Here is an 18,367-nt window from a genome sequence, read left to right on the forward strand (position 1 = left end):
CCGGTGTTGCGGCTGTTCCTCGCAATGGTTCGCGAAATTTGGCCATTGCTAGACCAGCCGCTGGCCACCATCGACATGAAGCACCGTTGCGGTGATGAAGCCGTTATGCATCAGGGACGTGATGGCGTGGGCAATGTCGGCTGCCTGCCCGATCCGGCCGACGAGCAGGCGCTTTGCCATGCCGTCCAGCGCAGCCGTCTTTCCGCTGCCGGCGACGGCATCCCAAATCGGCGTGTCGACCCAGCCCGGCGAGACGACGTTGACGCGGATCGGCGCCAGTTCGACGGCAAGCGCGTAGGCGAGTGAGCCAAGGGCCCCATTAACGGCTGCCACCACCGAACCTTTCGCCGCCGGACGATAGGCTGCGATGCCCGAGGTCAGCGTGATCGATCCCCTGGGCGTCAGACGAGGCGCGCCATGTTTGGCAAGAAGAAGCGGTCCGACGACCTTGGAATCCATCACTTTCCGCGCCAACGAGATGTCCATCTCGGGAAGCAATACATAGACGCCGGTGACGTCGGCGGCGGTCGAGACGATGTGGTCGAGCGTACCGACATCCTGGAACAGGCGTCGGACCTCGTCCTCGCTTGTGACGTCGGCTGCGATCGTCCTCAGCCTTTCCGGGTGAGGCAAGCGCTGCCGTGCGGCCGACAACCGGTCCTGGGAGCGGCCGACGATCGTAACCTCAGCGCCGGCGGCAAGCCGCTGTTCGGCCAGCGAAAGCCCCATGCCGGAACTGCCGCCAACGATCAGGATGCGTTCGTGTTTTGGTGTGGTTTCCTGGTTCATCTTGTCTCCATCAGGTAGCTCGCCGGGCATGACCACACGCGGCGAGAACCTGAGGCCTTGTCCCGCAAAGGCATGAGAGAAGGGAAACGGGAAGATACGAATGCTGCCATCGGAGATTCCGATAATGGCAAGCCCTTGGGCTTTCGCCTCAGCCTGAGACGCCTCAGCCTGAGACGTTGATGAAACATTCGCCGGTGCGATCGATGCGGTCAGCCAGGGATTGGTATAAACGCCGCGGCGCCTTGGGTCTGTCAAGGCGCATAAAAAAGCCGCCGGCCAACCTGCAGCTGCGCATATCAAAAAAGGGAGAAATGGAGGTTTCTGTTGCCAGGTACCTCCGAACCCCGCCTAGAAGTGCGAACCACTAGGGCTTGAATTGAAGCTATCGCACCGCTTACGCGGCGAGACGTGCTTCCGCATAGTTGTCGTTGGCAACTATAAGTTTAGCCCGATAACGGTGGTACAATGCCGGGCAAAAGTACGATCTTTACACCTTCGTCGATCCTATTTCGCCCCCAGCAAAAGCCGCTCCTGAGCAGCGGTTTTTGGTGGAGGCGCCGGGTACCGCCCCCGGGTCCGAACGGCTTATTTCATCGCCTGTTTATCGCCATAGTCGGTCGAGCCGACGAAGCGAATATAGGGACTGGCGGTGGAAAATGAAAGGCCGGAATGCCACTTTCGTCGGTGCCAAAGTGGATCATGAAGGGTTGACTTGCAGCCGGTCTCAACCGAAGCTTTGTGGCGGTGAGGAGACCTAGCGCATACTTGCGGCAGCGCGCCACAATCCTCATCAACCGGATCCCGTGGCGCCGACGAGGGGAAATTCGATGGCCGATTATCTTGCAGACGTAAAGAAATATGATGCGGCGGCGGATGCCGACGCGGTCGCCAAGATCGTCAAACATCTGGGCATCGCGCTCAGGAACCGCGATTCCTCGCTGGTGTCCTGCACCGACCCGGAGGAACTGAAGCGCGTCAGGAACAGCTGGGTCGCCGGCAAGCTCGGCGTCACCGACGGCGCCAAGGCAGATGCGGCTATCGAAAAGGCCTGCAAGGCGATGGCGGCCGACAACAGCAAGAGCCGGGTGACGTTCTATTACCTTGTCGCCAGGGATCTGGGCATGCTCGGCTCGCTCTGAGCAACCTCGCCGCTGATGCTGGTGAGGCTTCTGCTGGAATCGTCTCGCTTTGCTGTGTTCGGCCGACGGTCATTCGGCTATGATGGCTGACAACCCGAATCGGACCGGAGCCGATGCGCCAGTATCTCGATCTTCTGAAGCATGTGCTGGAAAACGGCGCTGATCGCGGCGACCGTACCGGCACCGGAACGCGCTCGGTATTCGGCTACCAGATGCGCTTCGACCTGGCCCGCGGCTTTCCGGTCACCACCACCAAGAAGCTGCACCTGAAGTCGATTATCCACGAGCTTTTGTGGTTCCTGGCCGGCGACACCAACATCAAATATCTCAACGATCACGGCGTCTCGATCTGGGATGAGTGGGCCGACGAGAACGGCGATCTTGGCCCGGTCTATGGCAAACAGTGGCGGTCGTGGCCGGACGGCCATGGCGGCGCCATCGACCAGATTGCGAATCTTCTGAAGGAGATACGCAAAAATCCTAATTCGCGGCGGCTGATCGTTTCGGCGTGGAACCCGGCCGAGGTGGAGGCCATGGCGTTGCCGCCCTGCCACTGCCTGTTCCAGTTCTATGTTTCGGAAGGCAAGCTTTCCTGCCAGCTCTACCAGCGTTCGGGCGATATTTTTCTCGGTGTGCCGTTCAACATCGCTTCCTATGCGTTGCTGACGCTGATGGTGGCGCAGGTGACCGGATTGAAACCCGGCGATTTCATCCACACGCTCGGCGATGCGCATCTTTACTCGAACCATTTCGAGCAGGCGCGCGAGCAATTGCGGCGCACGCCCAAGGCGTTGCCGACGCTATGGATAAACCCCGAGGTGAAGGATCTCTTTGCTTTCCGCTTCGAGGATTTCCGGCTCGACAACTATTTCGCCGACGCGACGATCAAGGCGCCGATCGCGGTCTAGCACTATAGCTGACCGTCCATATCGAAATTGCCTACTGCGGCTACGCCCTTGGGCGTTGTCAGCATTCGACTTGCTCGCCGACGTCGACCTGACGCAATCCCTGGTCGCTGTTTTATGCAATATTTCCTTCGGCCTCGATACCGCTGTATCCGACGAAGATTATCGCAGGCCAGGAAAACCTCAGCCCAGAAGACCGCGGCCGGTAAAGAACCTTTCCTTGTTATGTTCACATGGATATATCGATAGACGGCTTCGGGCGATCCGGGACGAGGAGAGTTTCATGCTGACGCGCAAGGGTTCGACGACGATTGCCAAAGTCGGTCTCGCCGCCATGCTGATGGTCGTGGTGCCGGCGGCCTATGCCGATGACAAGGTGGTCGTGTTTGCCGCGGCGAGCCTCAAGGAAGGGCTCGACGCCGTCAACAAGGCCTGCGAGGCCGACGTCGGCGAGGTGGCAACCATTTCCTACGCGGCGAGCTCGGCGCTGGCCAGGCAGATCGAAAGCGGCGCGCCGGCAGACGTGTTCATCTCGGCCGATCTCGACTGGATGAAATATCTTTCCGACAGGAAGCTGACCAAGCCCGAAACCGAAGTGAAACTGCTCGGTAACCAGATTGTGCTGGTCGCGCCGCGGGATTCCAAGGTCGAGACCAGGATTGAAAAGGGGTTCGCTCTTGCCGGGCTCGTCGGTGACGGCAAACTTGCCATGGGCGATGTCAAGGCGGTGCCTGCCGGCAAATACGGCAAGGCAGCCCTCGAATCGCTCGGTGTCTGGTCTTCCGTCAAAGGCAAGGTGGCGCAGGCCGAGAATGTCCGCGCCGCTCTAAAACTGGTGTCGACCGGCGAGGCAGCACTCGGCATCGTCTACGCCACGGATGCGCATGCGGAGCCTGGCGTGAAGGTGGTCGGCACGTTCCCCGCGGGTACCCATCCGCCGATCATCTATCCAGTCGCCCAGCTTGCGGATTCGAAGGGCAAGGATGCCCCGGCATTCCTAAAATGCCTGCAATCCGCCAAGGCTGGCGAACTCTTTAAGGCGCAAGGTTTTACCGTGCTCGCGCCGAGCAATTAGGGCAACGCGCTGACGCATGAACTGGCTGCTGGATCTTACTCCCGACGAATGGAACGCGGTCCGGCTGTCGATCAAGGTGGCGACCGTGGCGATGATCGCCAGCCTGCCGCCGGGCGTAGCAATCGCCCTTGTGCTCGCCCGCGGCCAGTTCTGGGGCAAGACGCTGCTCAATGGTCTGGTGCATCTGCCGCTGATCCTGCCGCCGGTGGTGACCGGCTATTTGCTGCTTTTGACTTTCGGCAAGAGCGGTCCGGCCGGGGCTTTCCTGGCCGAGCATTTCGGCATCGTTTTTTCCTTTCGCTGGACGGGCGCCGCGCTCGCCTGCGGCGTGATGGGTTTTCCGCTGATGGTGAGGGCGATCCGGCTGTCGATCGAGGCCGTCGACCGCAAAATCGAGGCGGCCGCCGGCACGCTCGGCGCTAATCCGCTATGGGTATTCGGCACGATCACCCTGCCGCTTATCCTGCCCGGCCTGATCGCCGGTGCGATTCTCTCCTTCGCCAAGGCGATGGGCGAATTCGGCGCGACGATCACCTTCGTCTCCAACATCCCGAACGAGACGCAGACGCTGCCGTCGGCGATCTACACTTTCACGCAGGTTCCCGGCGGCGACGCCGGCGCGCTCAGGCTGACACTGATCTCGATCGTCATATCGATGGCGGCACTCGTGGCCTCGGAAGTGCTGGCGCGGCGTGTCGGCCGGCGGATGGACATCGAATGACGGTTCAGGTCGACATCAGCCACCGGCTTGGCGATTTCGCCGTCAATGCCCGCTTCGAGAGCGCCGGGCGGCTGACTGCGCTGTTCGGGCCTTCCGGTTCCGGAAAGACGACGCTCATCAATTTGATTGCCGGGCTGATCCGCCCCGACAAAGGCCGTGTCGCGGCCGAGGGTCGCGTGCTGGTCGATAGCGACGCCGGCGTGTTCGTGCCGAAACACAAACGGCGGATCGGCATGGTGTTCCAGGATGCGCGGCTGTTTCCGCATATGAGCGTGGCGAGCAATCTGCGCTATGGCCGTTGGTTCACGCCGGCTGCCGAGCGCTACGCCGATATCGATGGCGTGGTCGAACTGCTCGGCATCGGACATCTGCTCGACCGGCGGCCGGCAAAACTCTCCGGTGGCGAGAAGCAGCGCGTGGCAATCGGCCGGGCGCTGCTTGCCAGTCCGAAATTGCTGCTGATGGACGAGCCGCTGGCCTCGCTCGACGAGGCGCGCAAGGCGGAGATCTTGCCTTATATCGAGCGGCTACGCGACGAGACAAAAATTCCGATCGTCTATGTCAGCCACTCGATCGCCGAAGTGGCGCGGCTGGCGAGCGACGTCGTGGTGCTGATGCAGGGCAAGGTCGCCGCTTCCGGTCCGACCGGAGCGATCATGAAGCGTCTGGATCTATTGCCGGCCGAAGAGCGCGGCGAGGGCGGTGCCGTGCTGGATACCGCGGTTCTGCGCCACGACGAAGCCTTTGGCATGACGGTGCTAGGCTCATTGGCGGGCGAGATCCGGGTGCCGCTTCTGGCAACGCCAGTCGGTGCGCCGGTGCGCGTCCGCATCCGAGCCCGCGACGTGATGATCGCCACCGAGCAGCCGGTTGGCCTCAGCGCGCTCAACATACTGCCGGGCACGATCGTGGCGATAGAGCCGGGCGAAGGGCCTACGGTCGAGATTGGCCTCGACTGCAATGGCGCAACCGTGCTTGCCCGCATCACCGAACAGTCGCGGCAGACGCTGGGGCTTCGGCTTGGTCGACAGGTCTTCGCTGTGGTCAAGACGGTGAGCTTCGACCGGGCGAACACCGGCGCCGGCATGCTGGCCGAGGCGGATGGGTGAACGGCCGATGATTCGCTATATCGTTTGGGAATAGCGGTATCGCTGCAGAACTTGTAGAATAGCGTGACCGCGGAGGAGCAAATGCCGTCGCTGAGTTTGCGGATAAATCTCGATCCGGATGGCCGCATCGGGCCGGGTAAGATCGAGCTTCTGGAACAGATCGCCGCCTTCGGCTCGATTTCGGCCGCGGCACGCGGCATGGAGATGTCCTACAAGCACGCATGGGATCTGGTCGAAGACATGAACCGGGTGTTCGGTAAGCCGCTGGTTGCGGCACAGACGGGCGGCAAAAAAGGCGGTGGCGCCCAGTTGACGTCGGTCGGGCTTGCTGTGGTCAGCCGCTTCCGCGCCATCGAGCGGGCTGCGTCTTCAGCAGCGGCGGCGCATATGGAGGCGCTGCAGGCCGAGATCGACGCAGCGTGAACTCGGCGGAATTCATGCCGCGCTCGATCCCTGCTACTCCTCCGGCTCGCCCGGCTTGCGCAGCAGATAGGTGTCCATGATCCAGCCTTTTTTCCGGCGGGCCTCCTCACGGGTGCTCACGATCTTGTCGCCGACGTCGCCAATCCGGCCCGAGATGACGATCTCGTCGGGAGTGCCGAGATAGGCGCCCCAGTGGACGGTGACGTCCTTGTCGTCCAGCGTGTTGAGGGCGCATCTGCCGTCCAGCATGACGATGGTGCTGCCGGCGTTTTCGGGCAGACCTTCCTCGGTGAGCCGGCGGCCGGTGGTGATCAAAATGGCGTCGCCGATTCGGTTCAATGCCATTTTGTGGCTGGCGGCGAGTGCCTGGATGGCGGTGATGCCAGGAATGACCTCCAGCGCGAACGCGATATTGCCTCTGAGGCGCACGCGATCCAGGATGCGCAGCGCGCTGTCGTAGAGCGACGGATCGCCCCAGATCAGGAAGGCGCCGCAGCCATCTTCGGGGAGTTCGTCGCGGATCAGGCCTTCGTAGATCACGGCGATCGCCTCGTGCCAGTCGTCGACGGTCGAGCGGTAGGAAGGCGCCGGTTCGGAGCGCACCGGCACCTCGAATTCGACACGGCGCGAGTTCGGATTGATGACGAAGCGGTCGCAGATCTGGCGGCGCAATTCGGCGAGATCGCTCTTCTTGGCGCCCTTGTCGGGAATGAACAGCACGTCGGCCCGATTGAGGCCGTTGATGGCCTGAACCGTCATGTGCTCCGGATTGCCGGCGCCGATGCCGATGACGAGAAGCTTGCGCATGGGCGAACTCCTGCCCGATCGGGACCGGTGTGTCTAGACCGACACGACATGCCGGCAGGCGCCGGCGCATTTGCCGAAAGGCTTTGAAACGCCACATTGAACAGCTAGAGTCATGTTGGCATTCTCGCCGGGGGAGTTTCCATGTTCCGTTACGTCCTGACCGCAGCCTTGGCGCTCTCGGCTACGCCTGCGCTCGCCAATGATTCGGTCGCCGAGCTCGGCACTGGTGGGCTGATCCTTTCGCGCAGCGATGCGGTGGCGATGGAAAGCGAGGATCTCTACATCTCGCCGGAAAAGGTGACGGTCGACTACGTCTTCCGCAACAACACCGACAAGGATGTCAATGCGATCGTCGCCTTTCCGATGCCCGACATCGAAGGCGACCCCGAAGAAATACCGGCAATTCCGGAGGCGCAGAGCGACAATTTCCTCGGCTTCGAAGTGACGATCGACGGGGTGCCGGCAAAGCCGCAGCTCGAGCAGAAGGTGTTCGCGCTCGGCATCGACATCCGCGCTGACCTGAAGGCGCAGGGCGTGCCGTTCTATCCGTTCGGCGATGCGGCCAAGGCAGCGCTGGCAAAGCTGCCGCAAGCGGTCACCGACGACTGGGTCAATCGCGGCATCATCATCGAGGACACTGCCGACGACGGTTCGGGCATGAAGACCGTCTATACGCCGTTCTGGCAATTGCGCTCGACCTATTGGTGGCGCTCGACCTTTCCGGCCAACAGGGCGGTCCATGTCTCGCATCGCTACAAGCCGAGCGTCGGCGGCACCTCCTCGGTCAGCTTCTTCTATGACGGCCAGTTTCAGGGCCAGTATGCCGCCTACAAGACACGCTACTGCATGGACGATGCCTTCGAGAATGCCGTGCGCAAGGCAGCCAAGGACGATCCCGACGGCTATCCCAAATATTTCGAGAACCGCATCGCCTATATCCTGACCACGGGCGGCAACTGGGCCTCGGGAAACATCGGTACATTCAAGCTGACCGTCGACAAGGGCGATCCGAGGAACCTGGTCTCGTTTTGCGGCGAAAACGTCAGGAAGATTGGACCGACGACGTTCGAGATGAAGGCGCAGAACTTCTACCCCGAGCACGACATCAACATATTGCTGCTGGAGCCATCCGATGGCGGGAACGGCGGCTGATGGATCTCGCGATTTATGTCGCCATCGCCGAGAACGGCGTGATCGGGCGCGAGGGTGGGTTGCCGTGGCGGCTTTCCACCGATCTCAAGCGGTTCAAGGCCGATACGATGGGCAAGCCCATCATCATGGGTCGCAAGACCTATGAAGGCATCGGCCGGCCATTGCCGGGCAGGCTCAACATCGTGGTGACACGAGACAGGGCGTGGCGCGCCGAGGGCGTCGAAGTCGCGCACTCGATCGAGGACGCGATCGCGCTGGCGACGGTGCGCGGGCGCTGCATGGCCGGCGCCGACGAGATCTGCGTCATTGGCGGCGGGGAGATCTACGCTCAGGCGCTGCCGTTGGCCGATCGGCTGCACGTGACCCATGTTCTGGCCGCGGTCGACGGCGATGCCCATTTTCCGCGGATCGATCCGGCGCTGTGGCGGATCGTCCGCTCGCAAGACGTGGCGGCTGGCGAAAAGGACAGCCATGCGACACGCTATTCGGTTTACGAGCGGCGCCGCGACGTGCATTGAAGACGACAAAGGGTCGCGACAGGTTTAAATGGACCCAAAAGGCGGACAGTGGCGGCAGCCGATCGCGTTGAAAGCGTGCCGTCGCATCCCTATAGAAGAATAATATTGGATTTTGCGCCGGTGAGCCGGCGCTTGAGGGAATTCCAAGCGAAAGGACATTCATGCCCTGGAACGACAAGAGCGGCGGCGGCGGCCCGTGGGGCGGCGGCAACAATCAGGGGCCTTGGGGTCAGGGACCCAAGGGACCCAGCGGCCCGCAGGGCTCGCCTCCCGATCTCGAGGACATCATCCGGCGCGGGCAGGACAGGTTGCGGCGCGCGCTGCCGGGCGGCGGTGGCGCGAGCCCTGCCGTGTTCGGGCTGATTGCCGCGGCGCTGGTGGTGCTATGGGCGTTCAAGGCGGTCTACACCGTGCAGCCCGACGAAGTGGCCGTCGAGCTCAGGTTCGGCAAGCCGAAGGCGGAGCTCTCACAACCTGGCCTGCATTTCCATTGGTGGCCCATCGAAACGGTCGAGACCGCCAACATCGCCGAGCAGCTTGTCAGCATCGGCGGCGGCAGTTCCAGCGGCAATGGCCTGATGCTTTCCGGCGACCAGAACATCGTCAATGTGCAGTTCTCTGTGGCCTATCAGGTCTCCGACCCTAAGGCCTATCTGTTCGACGTGTCCGACCCGGACGGCATGCTGCAGCAGGTCGCCGAAAGCGCGATGCGCGAAGCGGTCGGCCGGCGCCCGGCGCAGGACATTTTCCGCGACGACCGGCAAGGCATTGCGGCATCGGTGCGTGAGATCATCCAGACGACGCTGGACGGCTACAAGGCCGGCCTCAACGTCAACGCAATTTCGATCGAGGACGCCGCGCCGCCGCGCGAGGTGGCAGACGCGTTCGACGAGGTGCAGCGGGCCGAACAGGACGAGGACAAGTTCGTCGAGCAGGCCAATCAGTATTCCAATCAGAAGCTCGGCCAGGCGCGCGGTGCGGCCGCACAGATCCGCGAAGACGCGGCCGCCTACAAGAACCGGGTCGTGCAGGAGGCCGAAGGCGAGGCGCAGCGCTTCATCTCCGTCTATGACGAATATGCAAAGGCGCCGGAAGTGACGCGCAAGCGGCTCTACCTGGAGACGATGGAGAGGGTGCTGAAGGATTCGAGCAAGGTCATCGTCGAGCAGGGCAACGGGCAAGGGGTGGTTCCCTACCTGCCGCTGCCGGCATTGCAGCAGAAGGCGCCGGCACCGGCCACCGGAGGAAACCAGTGATGGCCAACCGTCTTCCCGTCATTGCGGTCATCGCCGCGGTCATCCTGTTCCTGCTCTATTCGTCGGTCTTCGTCGTCAATGCGCGCCAGCAGGCGCTGGTGCTCAGGTTCGGCGAAATCGTCGACGTCAAGAACCAGCCGGGCATCTATTTCAAGGCGCCATTCTCTTTCTTCGATGCCGACACCGTGCAGCTGATCGAAAACAGGGTGCTGCGCTTCGACCTCGACAACATCCGCGTCCAGGTTTCAGGCGGCAAGTTCTATGAGGTCGATGCCTTTATCGCCTATCGTATCTCGGACCCGCGTGTGTTCCGCGCCGCGGTCTCCGGCCAGATCGAACTGGCCGAGGCCCGGCTGAGGACGCGTCTCGACGCCGCCTTGCGCCGCGTCTATGGCCTGCGAGACTTCGAGGCGGCGCTCTCGGAAGAGCGCGCCGTGATGATGCGCGAGGTGCGCGATCAGCTGAGGCCGGATGCCACCTCGCTTGGCCTGCAGATCGAGGATGTCCGCATCCGCCGCACCGATCTCACGGCCGAAGTTTCGCAGCAGACCTTCGACCGCATGAAGGCCGAACGTCTCGCCGAAGCCGAGCGGCTGAGAGCGCGCGGCAACGAAGCAGCGCAGCGGATCAGGGCTCGCGCCGACCGCGAAGTGGTGGAAATCGTCGCCGAAGCGCAAAAAGAGTCTGAAATCCTGCGTGGTGAAGGTGAAGCCCAGCGCAGCGCCACGTTTGCCGGGGCCTATCAGCGCGATCCGGCCTTCTTCGATTTCTATCGGTCGATGAATGCCTATGGCACTGCGCTGAACAGCACCGGAACGACAATGGTGCTGTCGCCGAATTCCGAGTTCTTCCGCTTTTTCCGCGACCCGGACAGCAAGGAAACGCCTGCGGCACCGGCGGCACCACCGCCTGCCGCTCCCGCCGCACCGGCGGCACAGCCAGGCACCGGCCAGTAGGGCCGGTGCAGGGGCGCCGGCGTAACGGAGGATTTATCCTCTGGCCGTAGCCATAGCCGCAAACGTGCCTTATTTCTTGCCAACATGACGCGGACCGGCATTTTTGCCGAAGCGGTTTTTTCAGAACACCCGGAGGCCTTTCGATGACATCCACCACCCTTCTGCGTGCAGCGAGGCGGACGTTCATCGCCGGGGCTGCTGCGCTTCTGGTCGGCGCTGTTGCCGTTCCCTCGTTCGTGGCGCCGACGATGGCAGCCGATGGGCCGCCCTCGGTTGCCGATCTCGCCGCCGGCCTGCTTGGCGCCGTGGTCAACATCTCGACGTCGCAGACTGTTAAAGGCACTGAGGGGCCGGGCGCAGTGCCGATGCCACAGCTGCCGGAAGGCTCGCCCTTCCAGGACTTCTTCGACGATTTCTTCAAGAACCGTGGCGGCGACAAGGGCGGCGGCGGGCAAAAGGTGCAGTCGCTGGGCTCCGGCTTCGTGGTCGACGCCGAGCAGGGCATAGTGGTGACCAACAACCACGTCATTGCCGATGCCGACGACATCGAGGTGAATTTCTCCGATGGGGTGACGCTCAAGGCGACGCTGGTCGGCACCGACACCAAGACCGACGTCGCGGTGCTGAAGGTCGATCCGAAAGGGCACAAGCTGACGGCTGTGAAGTTTGGCGATTCCAACAAGATGCGTGTCGGCGACTGGGTAATGGCGATCGGCAATCCGTTCGGTCTCGGCGGCACGGTGACGGTCGGCATCGTCTCGGCGCGCAATCGCGACATCAATTCGGGCCCGTATGACGACTTCATTCAGACCGATGCCGCGATCAACCGCGGCAATTCCGGTGGACCGCTGTTCAACAGCAGCGGCGAGGTCATCGGCATCAACACGGCAATCATCTCGCCGTCGGGCGGCTCGATCGGCATCGGCTTCTCGATCCCGTCGCAGCTTGCCTCGGGCGTCGTCGACCAGCTTCGCCAGTTCGGCGAGACGCGGCGCGGCTGGCTTGGCGTGCGCATCCAGCCGGTGACCGACGACATTGCCGAGAGCCTGGGCATGGCGACCGCCAAGGGCGCGCTGGTCGCCGGCGTCATCAAGGGCGGGCCGGTCGACAACGGCACCATCCAGGCCGGCGACGTCATCATCAAGTTCGACGGCAAGGACATCCATGAAATGCGCGACCTGCCTCGCGTCGTGGCGGAGAGCCCGGTCGGCAAGGCCGTCGACGTGATCATCGTGCGCAAGGGTGTCGAGCAGACCGTCAAGGTGACGCTCGGCCGGCTCGAGGATGGCGAGAAGCTTGCCAGCGGCGGTGAAAACGGCAACACCGACCAGGACGACGCCGACAAGGCGCCTGCGGTTTCGACGGCTTCCGTGCTCGGCATGACGATCGGTGAGCTCAATGACGAGACGCGCACGAAGTTCGGCATCGCCGCCGACGTCTCCGGCGTCGTCGTGACCGACGTCTCCAAGGATTCGGCGGCGGCCGAACGCGGCGTCCAGCCGGGCGAGGTGATTACCGAGATCGCGCAGGAATCGGTCGCAACGCCCAAGGACGTCATGGACCGGATCGGTGCGCTGAAGGAGCAGGGGCGCAAGAACGCGCTTTTGATGCTGGCGTCGAAGACCGGCGAGCTGAGGTTTGTGACAATCCGGATGGATTGAGTCCGGAAGAGCCTGCAACATTCTGATGTTGAAAGGAAAAGGGCGGCTAGCGGGCCGCTCTTTTTCTTGCTTGCCAGTCTGTGCGTGACAGCCTGTAGAAGACATGTCGCCTGAGTGCGGTGTGGTTGTCCGGAACACCTGGATGGTCGAAGTCGGAGGCGCGGTCGGCGATCATGCCCAGGCGCTCCATGACGGCAGTGGACCGGCTGTTATCCTTGACTGCGAAGGACACGATTTCGTCGAGGCCAAGTCTTTCAAAGCCATAGGTGAGCCAGGCTTCGGCTGCTTCGGTGACATAGAAGCGGCCCCAGAATTCGGGTGCCAGCCGCCAGCCGATCTCGATCGTGCCGGGCGGCAGGAAGGGCAAATGATCGGTTCGGGTTATGCCGACGAAGCCGATGCATTCACCTGTGGCTGCGATCTCAGCGGCCGCGAAGCCGAAGCCGTCGCGATCGATAGCCGCGCGCAACTCCTCCATCTTGGCGTCAGCCTGGGCGCGGTCGCGGCGAAACGGAAAGAATTCCATGACCAACTCGTCGGAATTGATGCGATGGAAGAGCTCGCGGTCACGATCTTCCCAGTTGCGCAGGATCAGGCGCTCGGTGCGGATCGGCGTCATTCGACAAATTCCTCCCGGTGATAACCCTGCAGATAAAGCAAGGCGGTGAGGTCGCCGTAGTCGATGCGGATCTTTGCCTCGGCTGCCACGGCCGGCTTGGCATGCAAGGCGACGCCGATGCCGGCAAGACGGATCATGTCGAGATCGTTGGCGCCATCGCCGACGGCAATGGCATCGGCAGGTGTCAGGCCGAGGCGGGCGGAAATCTCGACAAGGGCTTCGGCCTTGGCGGCGCGGCCGAGGATCGGTTCGGCGACCAAGCCGGTGAAGCGGCGATCCTGCTCGATCAGGCGGTTGGCGCGATTTTCGTGAAAGCCGAGCAATGCTGCGATGCGGGTGGTGAAGATGTCGAAACCACCGGAGATCAGCGCCGTCCAGGCGCCGCTGGCCGCCATCGTCTGGACGAGCGTGCGGCCGCCGGACGCAAGCGTCAGGCGATTGTGGATGATGCGGTCGATGATTGCGGCATCGAGACCCTTGAGCAGGGCCACGCGCTCGCGCAAGGCCGGCTCGAATGCGATCTCGCCGTTCATCGATCGCGCGGTGATGGCGGCGACACGATCCTTGACGCCGATCTCGTCGGCAAGCTCGTCGATGCATTCCTGGTCGATCATCGTCGAATCCATGTCGGCGATCAGGATCTTCTTGCGCCTGTTCTCAGCCGGCTGGACGGCCACGTCGATCGGTTCGGAAGCAAGCGCGGCATGCAGGCGCGCCGCTATTTCGGAAGCGTCGGCGGTCTCCGGCAAGTCGAGCTCGCAGGCGATGCCTTCGGCCAGCCAGCGAACAGCGCTTGCGCCGACCGACCGCGAGGCCATATTCGCTAGCGTCGGCGTCAATGCGCGGCCGGCGGGATGGGATAGAAGCGTGGCGATCAGCGGCATCGAAAATTCCAGCGGACAGGCGGGCGAAGGCCGCGTGAAGAACGCGATCCTGATAGCCGGGCCGACCGCCAGCGGCAAGTCGGCGCTTGCACTCGACCTCGCCGAGCGCAATGGCGGTGTCATCGTCAACACCGATTCCATGCAAGGCTATTCGGTGCTCGACGTGCTGACGGCGCGGCCTGGTCCTGCCGAACTCGCCCGCGTCCCCCACTTTCTTTATGGACACGTCGATCCGTCCACCGCCTATTCCACCGGCGCCTGGTTGCGTGATGTCACGAAGCTGATCGACGACGGCACGCTCTCCGAGCGGCCAGTGATTTTCGTCGGCGGTACCGGGCTTTATTTTCGGGCGCTCACGGAAGGTATCTCGGAGATGCCCGACATTCCGAAGTCAATCCGCGATCGCTGGCGCTACGAGCTCCAGGAACAGGGCGCAGTGAGATTGCACCGCATCCTGTTGCGGGAGGATTCTGCGGCCGGTATGATGCTGAAGCCGACGGATGGCCAGCGCATCGTGCGGGCGCTGGAGGTGCTCGACGCATCGGGCCGTTCCATCCTGGACTGGCAGGCCGCGCGTGGTCGGCCGTTGATCGACAGGAGCAGCGCGCGCTTTTTCGTCATCGAGCCGGAGCGAGCGGCGCTGGTGGAGCGGATCGATGCCCGCTTCGACCGCATGCTGGACAAGGGGGCACTGGACGAGGTGAAGCAGCTTTCGGCGCTCGGCCTCGATCCCGACCTGCCGGCGATGAAGGCGATCGGTGTTCGCGAGCTCCAGGCCGCGCTGGCCGGCGCCATCAGTTTTCCCGAGGCCATCGAGCGCGCGAAGATCGCGACGCGGCAATATGCCAAACGGCAGACGACCTGGTTCAGGCACCAATTGGGCCCGGAATGGCAGAGATTGCGTCCGGGTGAGGGGATCGACTCGATGCCCTCACCCCCTCCTTCGAGCGCAACCTGAAAAGTCGACACCGAGGGGCCATTTCGCGTTGAAGTTGTCCAGGTTAACTGTCCGTAAGTTCCCGCATGCCATAAGATCGATAGGAACTTTCCAACGGGGAGCAGATGCGTTTCCACAAGGCGGAATCAGCCTTTTTTGTCTTTATTTTTGTGATCCTGGCCGCCGGCCTGGTGACGCTTTACGCCTATGGGCTCCTGCAAACCCTGGCCGCCGACATTAGCAATACGCCTTCGGAACTCGATGAAATCATCTATCTCAACAAGCTGCTGTTTGCGACCGGCGTGCTGCTGGCGACTGCGCTGTTCTTCGGCATTTTCTTCATCTACCCGCTGATCCGAAAGCAGGCGACGGAAGAAGGCAAGCTGCGTGCCATGACCGTTTCGCTCAGCGCGCGTTCAGAGACGCTGGAGCATGCGGCGCTCACCGACAGCCTCACCGGCATGCAGAACCGGCGCTACTTCGACGATGCGCTGAAGGAATATCTCGAAGAGTTCCGCCGCATCGAGAAACCAGTCGGGCTGATGATCCTCGACCTCGACCATTTCAAGCAGGTCAACGACAGCCACGGCCACGATGTCGGCGACGAGGTGTTGCGGGCGGTCGCCAACTGTCTCAAGGACATGACACGCTATCACGACGTGGTGGCGCGCCTGGGCGGCGAGGAGTTCGCGGTGGTCACGCCCAATATGGATGCCGAGCTGCTATCCAAATTCGCCGAGCGCATCCGCAAGGCGATCGCCAACATGTCGGTGCTGACAGGCAATGTCCGACTGAAAATCACCACCAGCGTCGGGCTTGCTGTCTGGGATCGCAAGGAAACCGCCGAGGAGTTCTATCGCCGCGCCGATCGCCAGCTCTATGAGGCGAAGAGGCAAGGGCGCAACCGCGTCTGCGCCTGAAATTCCGTCGTCAAATTCGTGATGTGGAAATTCGTGATGCTGGCCGTCTGGTATCGTTTTCTGCGTTTCCGGTGCACGCAGACCGACGTCACCCAGTCAAGCTGAGATGCTGCCTTTGTGGGGCTTGCCGGAAATAGAGGTGTTGCCGTGACTAAATCCGACCTCTCAGATCGTTATCGGGGCTATATTGCATGTCTAAACAAGCAGGATTGGCCAAACCTGGGGCGGTTTGTCTATGATGAAGTGACCCACAACGGTCGCAAGCTCGGATTGTCCGGCTATCTCGAAATGTTGGTGAGAGACTTCGACGAAATTCCGAACATTTACTTCAACATTCAGCTATTGGTTGCCGATCCGCCTTATGTAGCGAGCCGGCTAAGCTTCGACTGCGCGCCAAGGGGAACGTTCCTTGGGCTCGATGTGAGCGGGAAAAGAATTTCGTTTGCCGAGAACGTATTCTATGAGTTTCAGGGAGGGAAAATTGGCCAGGTGTGGTCAGTTATAGACAAGACAGCCATCGAAGCTCAGCTGTGATATCTGCGAGCGCTGCCTAAAAGTCGCTCGGCTCGATCATTCTGGCGGACGCAGCCCGAAGGTCGCCGGCGTGAGGCCGTATCGCAAGTCGAAATCGTCATTCCGCTGGGTGCGTGCGGCCGACGGCTTGCGATAGTCCGAATCGCCGGCCTGCCGGCCCGGATCGACGACTTCCGCGAAAGGCATTGCCTGCTGTGATTTCGGCATGTTGCGCAGCCGTTCGACGATCGCCACTAGGTCGACCTCGTCGCCGGTTTCGGACGGCAAGGCATTCTCGCGTTTGGCGGTGCCTGGGATCAAATCCTCGGAGAGTTTTTCGAACTTCATCCGCATCGTCGTCGCCACGCCTTCTCCGAAGGCGATGGCCTCGCGCTGGCCCATGGAAGACAGGAACGCCAGCGTCGAGGCCGAGGAATCGGCGATTGCCGAGCGGATGATCGCCTGGTCCTGCTCGTTGGCGAGCCGCATGGCAAAGAACGTCGAGCACTGCGACAGGATGGTCGGGTCGAGTTCGCCCGGGCGCTGGGTGACGACGCCCAGATAACAGCCATATTTGCGGCCTTCCTTGGCGATGCGCGACAGCGCGTGCCGCGTCGGCGCGAAACCGAGGCGCGGATCGGCCGGCATGTAGCGATGCGCTTCCTCGCACAGGAAGAGCAGCCGCAAGCGGCCTTCGCTCCACAATGCCAGGTCGAAGGCCAGCCGCGCCAGCACCGAGCAAACGGAATTGACCACCTCGGATGGCATGCCGGCCATTTCGAAGCAGGTCACCGGGCGGCCGTGATGCGGCACGCGGAAAATGTTGCCGATCGTCTCGTGGATGGTGTCTTCGATCAGGCGCGAGTTGAACATGAAACGGTAGCGCGGATCGGATGCCGCCGATTCGATACGTGCCTTCAGTGACCTGAGGGTCGGGCGATCGTTCTTGCTTTCCAGCAATCCCATGCGGTCGTCGACCAGCTTGATGAGGTCGGCAATGCGATAGGGCACCGGCGCGTCGGCGGTCAGTGCGTCGGTGCTGCGCCGTAGATAGTTGCCGGAGTTCGGATTGCGGTAGAGGTTCTTGGCCGCGGGAATAAGATCGCGCAAGGCGTCGACCTCTTCCGGGACCGTCTCGCGGCCGCGAAACAGCACCTCGGCAAATTCCTCGAGCTTGAACATCCAGAAGGGCAGGTCGAGCGTCGTCGAATCGACCCTGACGCAATGTTCGGGCAACGATGCGGCGAACTCGTTGTGTGGATCGAGGATGAGCACGCGCAGATCGGGCCGGGCGGCGATCGACTTGCGCAAGAGCAGCGACACGGCGGTCGATTTGCCGACTCCAGTGGTGCCGACAATGGCAAAATGGCGCGCCAGCGTATCATCGATGGCGATATTGGCGTCGATGGCCTCGTCCTGCGACAGCGTGCCGATGGTGATCGAATGACGACCGGCGAGATCGTAGACGGCCTGCAGGTCGCGGCTGCGGATACGATGGGCAATGGCGCCGATATGCGGGTAGGTTGTGATACCACGGTCGAAGATCGGCTTCGCGCCGGGTTCGGCACCGTCGCGCACCTCGCCGATCAATTCGATGCTGACCTCGATCGGATTCTGGCCCTCGCTGCTCCAGGCACGATCCGACTTGCCGATTTCATAGACCAGGCCGACGGTTCGTGATGTGCCGAGATTGATCGAGATCATCTTGCCGACGCTCCACAGGCCGGTGACCGTGCCTTCGATGTCGTCGGCATAGGCGCTGATGGTGGCGCGCGCGCCGTCGCATTGCACGACATTGCCCAGAATGCGCTTGTCGTTCTGCTCCGCCCTGCGGCGCTCCAACAAAGTCGGTTCCCCAATGGAGGCTTCGCGTTCAACGAGCATGGACAGGCCGGTCCCCTTTTCCCAAGCGATGAGCCTAGGCGAACGGGGTTAAGGTGGGATGAGGCCGGATGGTTTAGCGGACATTAAGGAGTTTGCGAA

At 62.3% G+C, this 18,367-nt stretch carries 19 protein-coding genes and 1 other RNA gene; 14 read left to right on the top strand and 6 right to left on the bottom strand.

Going from position 1 to position 18,367, the window contains the following annotated elements; genetic code table 11:
* Positions 1-48: 48 nt before the first annotated feature.
* Both NKH80_RS12030 and ssrA read right to left on the bottom strand, forming a co-directional pair.
* Positions 49-789: an SDR family oxidoreductase gene (locus NKH80_RS12030; RefSeq protein WP_352703547.1), complete on the bottom strand. Its 741-nt coding sequence runs from the start codon at positions 787-789 to the stop codon at positions 49-51.
* Positions 790-1,099: 310 nt separating this feature from the next.
* Positions 1,100-1,455: a transfer-messenger RNA gene (gene ssrA / locus NKH80_RS12035) on the bottom strand.
* 161 nt (positions 1,456-1,616) lie between these two features.
* Between ssrA and NKH80_RS12040 the strand changes: the two genes are divergently transcribed.
* From NKH80_RS12040 to NKH80_RS12065, 6 genes are all read left to right on the top strand, one after another.
* Positions 1,617-1,928, top strand: a complete 312-nt coding sequence (locus NKH80_RS12040; RefSeq protein WP_254818940.1) for a DUF2853 family protein — start codon at positions 1,617-1,619, stop codon at positions 1,926-1,928.
* Between the two features lie 113 nt (positions 1,929-2,041).
* Positions 2,042-2,836: a thymidylate synthase gene (locus NKH80_RS12045; protein WP_352739949.1), complete on the top strand. Its 795-nt coding sequence runs from the start codon at positions 2,042-2,044 to the stop codon at positions 2,834-2,836.
* Positions 2,837-3,116: 280 nt separating this feature from the next.
* On the top strand, positions 3,117-3,908 hold the full coding sequence (gene modA, locus NKH80_RS12050; protein WP_502899800.1) for a molybdate ABC transporter substrate-binding protein: 792 nt from the start codon (positions 3,117-3,119) through the stop codon (positions 3,906-3,908).
* A gap of 16 nt (positions 3,909-3,924) precedes the next feature.
* A complete protein-coding gene (gene modB / locus NKH80_RS12055) occupies positions 3,925-4,629 on the top strand; it encodes a molybdate ABC transporter permease subunit (RefSeq protein ID WP_352739947.1) in 705 nt (234 codons plus the stop codon).
* Positions 4,626-5,738 (top strand): molybdenum ABC transporter ATP-binding protein, encoded by a 1,113-nt coding sequence (modC, locus tag NKH80_RS12060; protein ID WP_352991697.1) that lies wholly within the window; start codon positions 4,626-4,628, stop codon positions 5,736-5,738. The genes modB and modC overlap by 4 nt, the downstream gene beginning before the upstream one ends.
* Positions 5,739-5,819: 81 nt before the next feature.
* Positions 5,820-6,161, top strand: coding sequence for a winged helix-turn-helix domain-containing protein (locus NKH80_RS12065; protein WP_023676697.1), 342 nt, complete (start codon positions 5,820-5,822; stop codon positions 6,159-6,161).
* Between the two features lie 33 nt (positions 6,162-6,194).
* Here NKH80_RS12065 and cobF read toward each other — a convergent pair whose 3' ends face one another.
* Positions 6,195-6,968 (bottom strand): precorrin-6A synthase (deacetylating), encoded by a 774-nt coding sequence (cobF, locus tag NKH80_RS12070; RefSeq protein ID WP_352991699.1) that lies wholly within the window; start codon positions 6,966-6,968, stop codon positions 6,195-6,197.
* A 141-nt stretch (positions 6,969-7,109) separates the two neighbouring features.
* On the opposite strand from cobF, the gene NKH80_RS12075 reads away from it, so the two are divergent.
* The 5 genes from NKH80_RS12075 to NKH80_RS12095 all read left to right on the top strand — a co-directional run bounded on the left by NKH80_RS12075 (position 7,110) and on the right by NKH80_RS12095 (position 12,511).
* The gene (locus NKH80_RS12075) at positions 7,110-8,120 is read left to right on the top strand and encodes a DUF4424 domain-containing protein (RefSeq protein WP_352991700.1); all 1,011 of its coding nucleotides are present in this window, start codon (positions 7,110-7,112) and stop codon (positions 8,118-8,120) included.
* Complete coding sequence (locus tag NKH80_RS12080) at positions 8,120-8,638, top strand: dihydrofolate reductase (protein ID WP_352991702.1); 519 nt, start codon at positions 8,120-8,122, stop codon at positions 8,636-8,638. Before NKH80_RS12075 ends, NKH80_RS12080 begins: the two co-directional genes overlap by 1 nt.
* Before the next feature lie 161 nt (positions 8,639-8,799).
* Positions 8,800-9,894: an FtsH protease activity modulator HflK gene (hflK, locus tag NKH80_RS12085; RefSeq protein WP_023676693.1), complete on the top strand. Its 1,095-nt coding sequence runs from the start codon at positions 8,800-8,802 to the stop codon at positions 9,892-9,894.
* Entirely contained in the window at positions 9,894-10,850 is a 957-nt protein-coding gene (gene hflC, locus NKH80_RS12090; protein ID WP_352505642.1) for a protease modulator HflC, read from the top strand. The genes hflK and hflC overlap by 1 nt, the downstream gene beginning before the upstream one ends.
* Positions 10,851-10,993: 143 nt before the next feature.
* Entirely contained in the window at positions 10,994-12,511 is a 1,518-nt protein-coding gene (locus NKH80_RS12095; RefSeq protein WP_352991704.1) for a DegQ family serine endoprotease, read from the top strand.
* Positions 12,512-12,557: 46 nt separating this feature from the next.
* On the opposite strand, the gene NKH80_RS12100 is transcribed toward NKH80_RS12095, so the two are convergent.
* Positions 12,558-13,130, bottom strand: a complete 573-nt coding sequence (locus tag NKH80_RS12100; RefSeq protein ID WP_352991706.1) for a GNAT family N-acetyltransferase — start codon at positions 13,128-13,130, stop codon at positions 12,558-12,560.
* Positions 13,127-14,014 (bottom strand): phosphoserine phosphatase SerB, encoded by an 888-nt coding sequence (gene serB / locus NKH80_RS12105; protein ID WP_352991709.1) that lies wholly within the window; start codon positions 14,012-14,014, stop codon positions 13,127-13,129. Before serB ends, NKH80_RS12100 begins: the two co-directional genes overlap by 4 nt.
* On the opposite strand from serB, the gene miaA reads away from it, so the two are divergent.
* From miaA to NKH80_RS12120, 3 genes are all read left to right on the top strand, one after another.
* A complete protein-coding gene (miaA, locus tag NKH80_RS12110) occupies positions 14,004-14,972 on the top strand; it encodes a tRNA (adenosine(37)-N6)-dimethylallyltransferase MiaA (RefSeq protein WP_352991745.1) in 969 nt (322 codons plus the stop codon). The two genes, serB and miaA, sit on opposite strands and share 11 nt — an antisense overlap.
* A gap of 104 nt (positions 14,973-15,076) precedes the next feature.
* Positions 15,077-15,871, top strand: coding sequence for a GGDEF domain-containing protein (locus NKH80_RS12115; protein ID WP_254818928.1), 795 nt, complete (start codon positions 15,077-15,079; stop codon positions 15,869-15,871).
* Between the two features lie 147 nt (positions 15,872-16,018).
* Complete coding sequence (locus NKH80_RS12120; RefSeq protein ID WP_352991711.1) at positions 16,019-16,405, top strand: ester cyclase; 387 nt, start codon at positions 16,019-16,021, stop codon at positions 16,403-16,405.
* A 36-nt stretch (positions 16,406-16,441) separates the two neighbouring features.
* On the opposite strand, the gene NKH80_RS12125 is transcribed toward NKH80_RS12120, so the two are convergent.
* Entirely contained in the window at positions 16,442-18,268 is a 1,827-nt protein-coding gene (locus NKH80_RS12125) for an ATP-binding protein (protein WP_352991713.1), read from the bottom strand.
* Positions 18,269-18,367 lie beyond the last annotated feature (99 nt).

The organism is Mesorhizobium sp. M0904 (genome assembly GCF_040319475.1).
Lineage (GTDB): Bacteria > Pseudomonadota > Alphaproteobacteria > Rhizobiales > Rhizobiaceae > Mesorhizobium.

Coding starts and splice junctions, on each gene's coding strand:
- NKH80_RS12030 (WP_352703547.1), bottom strand. CDS start 789: ATGAACCAGGAAACCACACCAAAACACGAACGCATCCTGATCGTTGGC.
- NKH80_RS12040 (WP_254818940.1), top strand. CDS start 1,617: ATGGCCGATTATCTTGCAGACGTAAAGAAATATGATGCGGCGGCGGAT.
- NKH80_RS12045 (WP_352739949.1), top strand. CDS start 2,042: ATGCGCCAGTATCTCGATCTTCTGAAGCATGTGCTGGAAAACGGCGCT.
- modA (WP_502899800.1), top strand. CDS start 3,117: ATGCTGACGCGCAAGGGTTCGACGACGATTGCCAAAGTCGGTCTCGCC.
- modB (WP_352739947.1), top strand. CDS start 3,925: ATGAACTGGCTGCTGGATCTTACTCCCGACGAATGGAACGCGGTCCGG.
- modC (WP_352991697.1), top strand. CDS start 4,626: ATGACGGTTCAGGTCGACATCAGCCACCGGCTTGGCGATTTCGCCGTC.
- NKH80_RS12065 (WP_023676697.1), top strand. CDS start 5,820: ATGCCGTCGCTGAGTTTGCGGATAAATCTCGATCCGGATGGCCGCATC.
- cobF (WP_352991699.1), bottom strand. CDS start 6,968: ATGCGCAAGCTTCTCGTCATCGGCATCGGCGCCGGCAATCCGGAGCAC.
- NKH80_RS12075 (WP_352991700.1), top strand. CDS start 7,110: ATGTTCCGTTACGTCCTGACCGCAGCCTTGGCGCTCTCGGCTACGCCT.
- NKH80_RS12080 (WP_352991702.1), top strand. CDS start 8,120: ATGGATCTCGCGATTTATGTCGCCATCGCCGAGAACGGCGTGATCGGG.
- hflK (WP_023676693.1), top strand. CDS start 8,800: ATGCCCTGGAACGACAAGAGCGGCGGCGGCGGCCCGTGGGGCGGCGGC.
- hflC (WP_352505642.1), top strand. CDS start 9,894: ATGGCCAACCGTCTTCCCGTCATTGCGGTCATCGCCGCGGTCATCCTG.
- NKH80_RS12095 (WP_352991704.1), top strand. CDS start 10,994: ATGACATCCACCACCCTTCTGCGTGCAGCGAGGCGGACGTTCATCGCC.
- NKH80_RS12100 (WP_352991706.1), bottom strand. CDS start 13,130: ATGACGCCGATCCGCACCGAGCGCCTGATCCTGCGCAACTGGGAAGAT.
- serB (WP_352991709.1), bottom strand. CDS start 14,014: ATGCCGCTGATCGCCACGCTTCTATCCCATCCCGCCGGCCGCGCATTG.
- NKH80_RS12115 (WP_254818928.1), top strand. CDS start 15,077: ATGCGTTTCCACAAGGCGGAATCAGCCTTTTTTGTCTTTATTTTTGTG.
- NKH80_RS12125 (WP_352991713.1), bottom strand. CDS start 18,268: ATGCTCGTTGAACGCGAAGCCTCCATTGGGGAACCGACTTTGTTGGAG.